At 59.5% G+C, this 9,176-nt stretch carries 7 protein-coding genes and 1 pseudogene; 3 read left to right on the forward strand and 5 right to left on the reverse strand.

The window, feature by feature from the left end; all coding sequences use genetic code 11:
• Positions 1-3: 3 nt before the first annotated feature.
• From ACK4FF_RS15240 to ACK4FF_RS15260, 5 genes are read right to left on the reverse strand one after another with little or no spacing between them, the layout of a single operon-like run.
• Positions 4-624, reverse strand: coding sequence for a CoA pyrophosphatase (locus tag ACK4FF_RS15240; protein WP_409711142.1), 621 nt, complete (start codon positions 622-624; stop codon positions 4-6).
• The gene (locus tag ACK4FF_RS15245) at positions 621-1,832 is read right to left on the reverse strand and encodes an FAD-dependent monooxygenase (protein ID WP_409711144.1); all 1,212 of its coding nucleotides are present in this window, start codon (positions 1,830-1,832) and stop codon (positions 621-623) included. Before ACK4FF_RS15245 ends, ACK4FF_RS15240 begins: the two co-directional genes overlap by 4 nt.
• The gene (locus tag ACK4FF_RS15250) at positions 1,829-3,226 is read right to left on the reverse strand and encodes an aminopeptidase P N-terminal domain-containing protein (protein ID WP_409711146.1); all 1,398 of its coding nucleotides are present in this window, start codon (positions 3,224-3,226) and stop codon (positions 1,829-1,831) included. Before ACK4FF_RS15250 ends, ACK4FF_RS15245 begins: the two co-directional genes overlap by 4 nt.
• Complete coding sequence (gene murU, locus ACK4FF_RS15255) at positions 3,223-3,954, reverse strand: N-acetylmuramate alpha-1-phosphate uridylyltransferase MurU (protein ID WP_409711148.1); 732 nt, start codon at positions 3,952-3,954, stop codon at positions 3,223-3,225. Before murU ends, ACK4FF_RS15250 begins: the two co-directional genes overlap by 4 nt.
• A gap of 1 nt (position 3,955) precedes the next feature.
• Positions 3,956-4,999 carry an aminoglycoside phosphotransferase family protein gene (locus tag ACK4FF_RS15260; protein WP_409711150.1) on the reverse strand — a complete coding sequence of 348 codons (1,044 nt, stop codon included), beginning with the start codon at positions 4,997-4,999 and terminating at the stop codon, positions 3,956-3,958.
• 258 nt (positions 5,000-5,257) lie between these two features.
• On the opposite strand from ACK4FF_RS15260, the gene ACK4FF_RS15265 reads away from it, so the two are divergent.
• The 3 genes and pseudogenes from ACK4FF_RS15265 to ACK4FF_RS15275 all read left to right on the forward strand — a co-directional run.
• Positions 5,258-7,417 (forward strand): LPS-assembly protein LptD, encoded by a 2,160-nt coding sequence (locus ACK4FF_RS15265; protein ID WP_409711152.1) that lies wholly within the window; start codon positions 5,258-5,260, stop codon positions 7,415-7,417.
• Positions 7,414-8,814 carry a peptidylprolyl isomerase gene (locus tag ACK4FF_RS15270; RefSeq protein WP_409711154.1) on the forward strand — a complete coding sequence of 467 codons (1,401 nt, stop codon included), beginning with the start codon at positions 7,414-7,416 and terminating at the stop codon, positions 8,812-8,814. The genes ACK4FF_RS15265 and ACK4FF_RS15270 overlap by 4 nt, the downstream gene beginning before the upstream one ends.
• A 5-nt stretch (positions 8,815-8,819) precedes the next feature.
• Positions 8,820-9,176: pseudogene (locus ACK4FF_RS15275) on the forward strand (4-hydroxythreonine-4-phosphate dehydrogenase PdxA); the annotation flags it as partial.

The raw sequence follows: 9,176 nt of genomic DNA on the forward strand, positions 1-9,176 counted from the left end.
GGATCAAAGGGGCGCGCTGAGGAAATTGTACAAGTTCCTGAGCATGGCTGCGGTGGCACCCCAAATGAAATATTCTTTGCCTGGGCTGTTTGGCGCTGAATAGGGCATCGCGAAGTATCGGCGAGGGCCGCCCGGTGTCTGTATGAATTTTTCTTGATGGTTGGCCGGGTCCATCAAAAACGCCAAGGGCACTTCAAACACCTCGGCCACTTCGAAATCATCGGGCTTTAACTCAAACGGTGGCTGTACCACGGCCACCACCGGAATCACCTGAAAATTGGTGGCCGTTTGGTACATGGGCAAACTGCCCAACACGCGAACATGCGCACGGCTTAAACCAACCTCTTCCTCGGTTTCCCGCAGCGCTGTGGCCACGGGGCCATCGTCGTGGGGTTCGGTGCGCCCACCGGGAAAACTGATTTGACCCGCGTGGTCATTCAAATGGGCAGTGCGCTGGGTAAGCAGTACCGTCAGGCCTTCGTCACGTTGAACCAGGGGAATCAGCACCGCGGCAGAGGCCGGGGCACGGTCGGGGAACAGCGGTGGCTCCTGGGGTTCCGGTGTCCAGCGAATGGCGGGCATGACCTCAAAACGCTGACGAAGAAATTCAATGGTCCAACTCATGCTGCCAACCCAAAAAGCATCAACTCCGCAAACTGCTTGCGCAAGGGCGGCGTGAATTCCATGACGTTCAAGGCCAGTTGACGGCCTGCACCCAACAGCGGGTTGTGGTTGGAAAAGCCTTTGACCATGAGGTCAGTCATGCGCACCACTGCAGTTCGGTCGGCCACCCGCCCGCGCTCAAACTCATCCAATGCCCCGAGCAAGGCCACTTCATCATGCACAGTTTTGGGCGACACACTGCGGGTCAAGGCCACTGCGTCGCGCAAGCCCAGATTCAAGCCTTGGCCCGCAACTGGGTGCAGAATTTGGGCTGCGTTGCCGATGGCCACGCGCCGGCCTTGCACCAAGCGTTCGCGCCAATTCATGCCCAGGGGAAAGGCCAGGCGTTTGCCGATCGATGTGCATTGCACTCGGCGGCCAAACTGCTGGCGCAACTCATCGAACAATGCCTGTTCAGACAGCGCGAGGCGGCGGTCCACTTCAGCTTTGGGGGCACACCACACCAGGGAATACTGGGTTTGATCTTTGGAAATGGGCAACAGCGCCAAAGGGCCTTGATGGGTGAATCGCTCAAACGCCAGTGTGTTGCTGGCGCTCAGCAAACCGGGCTCCACTTTGACAGTGACCTCACTGACCATGGCCCATTGGTCGTAATCCACCACATGGTCACGCTCGCCGGCCTCACCGTACAAGCCACCCTCAGCATCCACCCTCAAATTCACGGTGTACTCGGTGCCGTCATCCAACTCGAGAATTTCTAACGACTGATGCGGGCTTCGGTGCGCAAAACGCACGGTGGCAGGCCTGAACACCTTGACTCCGCGGCTTTCAACCGCCTGGTTCAAGCAGGACACCAAGTCGCCATACCGCACGGTCCAGCCCAAAGCGCGCAAACCGAGGTCTTCGGCCCGCATGCGCACCTGACCAAACCTGGCCTGCTCGGACACATGGATGTGGTGTATCGGTGTTGCGTTGGCTGGAAACGCAAGGTTGGCCAGGCGCAGGCGTGTGGCGTCGCTCAGGGCCAACACCCGGGGGTCTTTGGCGCTGGCCTCCAAAGGCTTGGCATCAAACACCGCAATGCGGTTGGCCCGCTCACCCCATTGGGCCGCCAGCCAACCCGCAAACGCCAAGCCCACAGGGCCTGCGCCCACAATCGCCACATCGAAGTCGGGTACGGGAACCCGGGACGCCTTGCCCGTGCTCATCCGCGCGTGCGGGCCACGCTGACCCGCCCTCCTTCTTTCATCACCGCGTGAATGTCATCCACGGTTTTCGGGGCGTCGGCGGTGTACACCTCACACCCCTTGGCGGTGACAATGGCATCGTCTTCAATGCGGATGCCGATGTTTTCAAAGCGCTTGGGTACGCCTTTGCCCGGACGGATGTACAAACCTGGTTCAATGGTCAGCACCATACCGGGCTCAAGTTTGCGAGACGTGTGAGGCGCCACGCCATCCGACGGCTTGGCCGAAGGGTCACGGTAACTGCCACAGTCGTGAACATCCATGCCCAGCCAGTGGCCGGTGCGGTGCATATAAAACCGGGTGTAGGCCTTGCTGTCCAAGGCGTCTTTCAGGCTCATGCGCAGCAGCTTCAGGTCGATCAAGCCCTGGGTAAGCACCTTCACAGCCGCATCGTGGGGGTCGTTGAACCGGGCACCGGGTTTGGTGGCAGCAATGGCCGCATACTGCGCATTCAGCACCACCTCATACACGGCTTGTTGTGCAGCGCTGAAGCGGCCGTTCACAGGAAAGGTACGGGTAATGTCCGAAGCGTAGCAGTCCAGCTCACAACCAGCGTCGATCAACAACAAATCACCGTTGTTCAGGCGCTGGTCATTGGCGCGGTAATGCAGCACGCAGGCATTGGCCCCACCGGCCACGATGGAACCATAGGCTGGCGCTTCCGAGCCGTGTTTGCGAAACGTATACAGCAACTCAGCTTCAATCTCGAATTCGTGCATGCCGGGTTTGCACGCCGCCATGGCGTGGCCGTGCGCCTGAGCCGAAATACGCGCGGCCTTGCGCATAATGTCCAACTCGGTTTTGTCCTTGAACAGGCGAAGGTCATCAAGAATCTGGCTGAGGTCACGCACCACATGCGGCGCACCCACGCCCATGCGCACCTTGCCGCGCAGGGTTTTCAGAACGTCACTGACCGCTGATTCAAGCGCATCGTCCTCACCCATCCGCAGGTACACCGTGGACTGGTTGGCCAGCAATTCACCCAAGCCTTCCTCAAAATCGTCCATGGAAAATGCGGCATCCAAGCCGAAGGCCGCTTGTGCAGATTCGGGGCCAAACCGGAAACCGTCCCATATTTCCCGCTCAAGGTGCTTGGGCCGACAGAACAGCAGGCTACGCGTGTCGCCCCGGGGGCTGACCACCAAGGCCAGGCACGCCTCAGGCTCGGGAAAACCGGTGAGGTAGTAAAAGTAACTGTCAACGCGGAATGGATAATCGGCGTCGCGATTGCGCATCACTTCCAGGCCCGACTGAACAAGGGCCACGCCGCCGCCCTGGGCCTTCAGCTGGCGGGCCAGCTTGGCACGGCGTTTGGCGTAAACGGACACAGGCTGGGTGGGGTAACGACTGCTCATGGTGTGTTTCTGTCCTCTGCGACACTCGACAGGTGTCTGTTTAAATCATCCAGCCGTGCTGGCGTACCAATGTCCATCCACAGCCCGTGATGCACTTCACCACTGACTGTGCCAGCGTCCATCGCCGCACGCAACACCGGTGCCAATTTCGCCACAGTACCCGGCTCTATGTGATTGAACAGGCTGGGCGCGTACATGCCTAGCCCGGAAAAGGTGAACCGCTCACCCAAGCCAGGCTGGCTGCGCACCACATCGCCGTTCACCGAGAAATCGCCTTCAGGATGGTGCGCCGGGTTAGGCACCATCACTACATGAGCCTGGCGGGCGGCCCAAGGCTGCTGCTGCCATTGCCGGGCCACAGCCAGTGCGCGGGCCAAGGGCCAATCGGTGAATACATCACCATTGAGGACCAAAAAAGGCTGGTCGGTTTGGTCAGGGTTCAGCAAATCGAGTGCTTTGCGAATGCCACCTGCAGTTTCAAGTGCCGTGGTTTCGGCCGAATACTGAATGCAGGCACCCAGTGATTGCCCATCGCCAAAAAAGGCTTCAATCTGATGCCCCAAATGGGCATGGTTGATGACCAAGTCGGTGATGCCGTGGTTCACCAACGCCTCAATGTGCCACTGCAACAAGGGCTTGCCACCTGCCTTGAGCAGCGGCTTGGGGCAGTGGTCTGTCAGGGGACGCATGCGCTCACCGCGCCCGGCGGCCAGAATCATCGCGCGCATGTCAGAACGTGTAGCCCACTTGCACAGCCCGATTCTCCAGGCGGTCGAGGATCAGCAACAAAGGCTTGAAGGCGATGTAACGGTGGGCCACCGAACGCACATACGCCAGCACCAGCGGCAAATCGTTGAGGTATTGGTCTTTGCCGTCCCGATGAAACAGCCGCGCAAAAATACCCAGCACCTTCAGGTGGCGCTGCATGCCCATGAAATCAAACTGACGATAAAACTCGGATGGGTCCTCGGGCACAGCCAACCCCGCCTTGCGGGCCATTTCCCAATAGCGGATGGCCCAGTCCAGCGTCAAATCTTCGGGCCATTCCACGTAGGCATCGCGCAGCAGGCTGACGACGTCATAACTCAGCGGGCCCCGCACGGCGTCTTGAAAATCCAGCATGCCCAATTTCAGCGGGTCAGATTCTGAACCCAGCACCATGAGGTTGCGGCTGTGGTAGTCCCGATGCACAAACACCTGAGCCTCAGCCGTGGCGCTGGCCACCAGGCTGGCCTTGATGCGCTCCAAATGGTTCTTTTCCTCATCGGTGAGGGCATTGCCAAAATGCCGCCCAACAAACCATTCATCAAACAGGTCCATTTCCGAACGCAGCTTTTCGGGGCTGTAGGCGGGCAACGTTTGAGTGCCCGCGTTGGCCTGCATGTGCACCAAGTCGGACAATGCGCAGCGGTACATGGCATGGGCTTTCTCATCGGCCTCTTCGCCACCGCCACCCAGCACGCTCAAAAAAGTGCGGCTGCCGAAATCGTCCAACAACAGAAAGCCCTGTTCCACCGATTTGGCCAGAATGGCTGGGGCTTTGACCCCAGCTTGAGCCAGCACGCCGGCCACTTCAATGAAGGGCAGCACGTTTTCTTTCTCGGGCGGCGCGTCCATCACCACAAAGGTTGAATCACCCGCCCGGGATTTCACCCGAAAATAGCGCCTGAAACTGGCATCGCTGGATGCGGGCTGGATTGAAGACAGATCCAGTGGCGTGGCAGCCAGTTGGCCCAGCCATTTTTCCATCAATTCTTGACGCGAGGCGCTCATGAAACCAGTGAAATCCTATAAGGTGCTTGCAGTTGCCTATAATAGTGGGATATAGGCCCCGTTTTGCCTGATTACAGCCCAAATCCACCAGGTACCCCGTTGAACACAGCCCAATTTTCAGCGCCCTCCCCGAAGGCGGGCCACAGGAAGAGCACGCAGGCACCCGCATGGCCCCTTCGGCCCGTGTCCGCGCTTGTTCTGTGTTGCTTCGCATCAACGGCATGGACACAGGGCACCCTGAGTTCACCGAGACTGAAAATGGACTCCGGCTTCATGGGTGTGAAATCCACCACCCCTGACGATCAAAGCACCTTCATCTCCGCAGACTCGTTGATCAGCACCGGTGACGAGGAAACCCGGCTGAATGGAAACGTGGACATTCAGCGCCAAAAAATGCGCCTGCGCAGCGACAGCGTGCTGTACTCGCCCTTGACCGACAGGGCGACTGCACGCGGCAATGTGGTGATTGAGCAGGACGGTATGGTGCTTCGGGCCCCGGAAGGGCAGGTGAAACTGGGCACCCAAGCCAGCGAACTGAATACCCCCACCTTCGAACTGAATACCCCCCGCTTCGTGGGCAAAGGCCGGGCTGACAAGCTGAATTACGACGGCATTTCCACCCTCACGCTGGAAAACCCGAACTACACCGTGTGTGCGGTGCCTGACCCCTCACAAGCCGACAAAGGAGACTGGTACATCAGTGCTCGCCAGTTGGAAGTTGACCAGGTGGAGGAAGTCGGCAAAGCCCGGGACGCCAAGGTGGTGTTCAAAGACGTGCCCATTCTGGCCACGCCGTACTTGTCGTTCCCTACGTCGGACAAGCGCAAAAGCGGTTTTCTGCCACCGTCCATCGGCACCGTGTCCAACAGTGGCCTGGAAATTACCACGCCCTATTACCTGAATGTGGCGCCGGACAAAGACATCACCCTGTTTCCCAAGCTGATCACCGGGCGCGGTGCTCAACTGGGCGCCGAAACCCGGTACTTGACACCCACGCAGACTGGCGTGGTGAAATTCGATTACCTGCCTGACGACAAGAAACGAAACGACTCGCGCTACGCCTACTCGGTGCAACAGCGCTACAACGAAGGCAACTACGTTGCAGGCTTGAACCTCAATGGCGTGTCTGACGACCAGTACTTCGTCGACTTCTCACGCACCCAGGCCGTGGCTTCGCAACGGGTGTTGATGCGGGAAGGCTACTTCGGTTACCGGGAACAAAACTGGTCAGCCAATATTCGGGCGGTGACACAGCAAACGTTGCAGTTGTTCAACGACGTCATTACCGAACCCTACGACCGCTTGCCGGAAGCCTCGGTGGAGCTGTACCCCACGCGGGTCGGCCCTGCGTTCCTGAGCGTGTCAGGCCTGTACACCGATTTTGCGAACCCGGCCCGGATCACCAACCGGGTGGAAGGCAGCCGTGGCGTGACGCGCGCGCGCCTGTTCATGCCCATCAACAAGGCGCAGTTCTCCATCACGCCTGCGGTGTCGATTCAATCGAACAATTACTCGCTTCGCAATCAGACCACCGGGCAAACCAGCGCGCCCAACACCGTCATCCCGACGGCATCACTGGATGGCACGGTGTACTTCGACCGGCAAACCACCCTGTTTGGCCGTGCAGTCACCCAAACGCTTGAGCCACGGTTGTTCTACCTGTACACCCCGTTTCGGGACCAATCAGCACAACCCCTGTTCGACACCACGGTCACCGACCAAAGCCTGAGCCGTATTTTCTCGGAAAACCGGTACGCCGGGCTTGACCGGGTGGGCGATGCCAACCAGATTACTGCAGCAGTGACCAGCCGGTTCAGCGACTCGCGCACCGGTGAGGAGTTGTTCAGCCTGACCGGCGGCCAGCGCGTGAACCTGAAAACGCCCCGACTGGTGCTGCCAGGCCTGGAGCCCTTAAACCCCAGTGATTCAGACTTCTTTGCCAATGTGCGCGGGCGTATTCGACGCGACATTTTTGTCGACGCCACCAGCCAGTTCAGCGCCGAAACCGGCAAACACCAACGGGGTAATTTCACCGTGGGCTACTCGCCCTCACCGGGCAAGCAGTTGAACACAGGCTACCGCTATACCCGCAACCAGATCGACCAGTTCGATGTGTCTGGCCAATGGCCCATTTCCCAACGCCTCAGCGGTGTGGGCCGCTTGAACTACTCGCTGCTGGATGACCGCCTGATTGAAGGCGTTGCCGGGCTTGAATACAGTGAAGGCTGCTGGGTACTGCGCGTCGTGGCGCAGCGTTTTGCCACCGCCCCACAACTGGAAACAACCTCCCTGTTTGTACAACTTGAATTGAGTGGCTTGGGGCGAATTGGCTCCAACCCGCTGCTCCTGTTGTCCAGACAAGTACCGGGCTACACCCCGTTCGCCTCAACACCTTTGACGCAGTCCACCACCCCATGAAGCTCCAGACATTCACGCCACTGTGCGCCCTGCTGCTGACTCTGTCGGTTTTGCAGCCTGTACAGGCCCAGTCCCTGAAACCGTCCACCGCAGGCAAAGGCGCCATTGGCGAATCGCCCGTGGTGAACGCTGGCAAGCTGAGCACCGGCTTGGCGGGCGGCAACCCGGGCAGCCCAGAAATTGACGGCATTGTGGCCATTGTGAACACCGATGTGATTACCCGCGGCGAGCTGAACCGCCAAACCGCGCTGGTGGAAAAGCAATTGGGTAAACGTGGCGTGGCTTTGCCCGACCGCGATACGCTGCGCAAGCAGGTGCTGGACCGGATGATCAACGACAAAGCCCAACTACAACTGGCCAACGACACGGGCATTCGGATTGACGACGCCCAACTGGAAGCCACCATGGTGCGTGTGGCGGAGGCCAATGGCCAAAGCCTTGAACAGTTTGTGCAGCGGCTTAAAGAAGACGGCGTTCCCCTGTCGCGCTTCCGTGAGGAAATTCGCAATGAAATCATTCTGGGGCGCTTGCGGGAACGCGAGGTTGAATCCCGCATCCAAGTGACTGAAGCGGAAATTCAGGACTACCTGGCCGCCAAAACCCAAGGCGGGTCAGCAGTGCGCAAACCCGAGGTGAACTGGATTCAAGTGCTGGTGCGTGTGCCCGCCAATGCGGAAGGGCAGGCCTTGTCGGCAGCGCAATCCAAAGCCGCAGCGGTGGACAAACTGCTCAAGGGCGGGGCCAACGCAGATTCAGTGTACAAAGCCTACCCGGAACTGAAACTGGACGGTACAGGCAATATGGGCTGGCAAGGGTACGACTCAACCCCCACCCTGTTCACCGACTTTCTAACCCGCAGCGAACCCGGCGCAGTCACCACCATCAAGAGCCCCAACGGCTTTCACGTGATCAAGGTGCTGGAACGCCGTGAGGCCGGCCCGCAACTGGACACCAAGCCGGTGATTCAAACACGGGCGCGCCACATCCTGATCAAAACCGGCCCCGATGTGACCGAAGCTGAAGCCCGCCGTCGCCTGAATTTCGCGTTGACCCAATTGAAGTCGGGTGATGTGTCGTTTGAAACCTTGGCCCGCCGGTATTCACAGGATGGCTCCGCCTCCAAAGGCGGCGACTTGGGTTGGCTATACCAAGGCGACACCGTGCCCGAATTTGAGCGCGAGATGAACCTGCTGGGCATCGGCGATGTCAGCCCGGTGTTCCAAAGCCGCTTCGGCTTCCATGTGGTTCAGGTGGTTGAACGCCGCCAGCAAGCGGCGTCAGAGGAGCGTCAGCGCCAAGCCGCCAAGCAGGCCATACGCGCCACCAAGTCGGACGAAGCTTACGCCGAATGGCTGAAACAACTGCGCGATCGCACCTTTGTCGACATCCGACTGTAACTGAAGTGAACAACACCACCGCCCTGCCCCCGCTGCTGATCACCTGCGGGGAGCCTGCGGGCATTGGCCCCGAGCTGATGGGGCTGTTGAGTGAACAGGCCGAGCATTTGCCCGAAAACCGGCCCTTGGTGATTCTCGGTGACGCGAATCTCATTCAGGCCCGTGCCAAAGCCATCGGTATCACGCTGGCTTGGCCCGTTGCTGGAGAGGACTGCCTGAACATGGCGCTGGCGGCACGCCCGCCGATCCAACTGTGGCACCACCCCCTGAACACCCCTTGCACCACCGGCCAACCCAACAGCGCAAACGCCCGGCATGTGCTTGACTTGCTGGATGCCGCGTGTGACGCCTGCCTGTCTGGC

This window comes from Limnobacter sp. (assembly GCF_046297615.1).
In the GTDB taxonomy this organism is placed as follows: domain Bacteria; phylum Pseudomonadota; class Gammaproteobacteria; order Burkholderiales; family Burkholderiaceae_B; genus Limnobacter.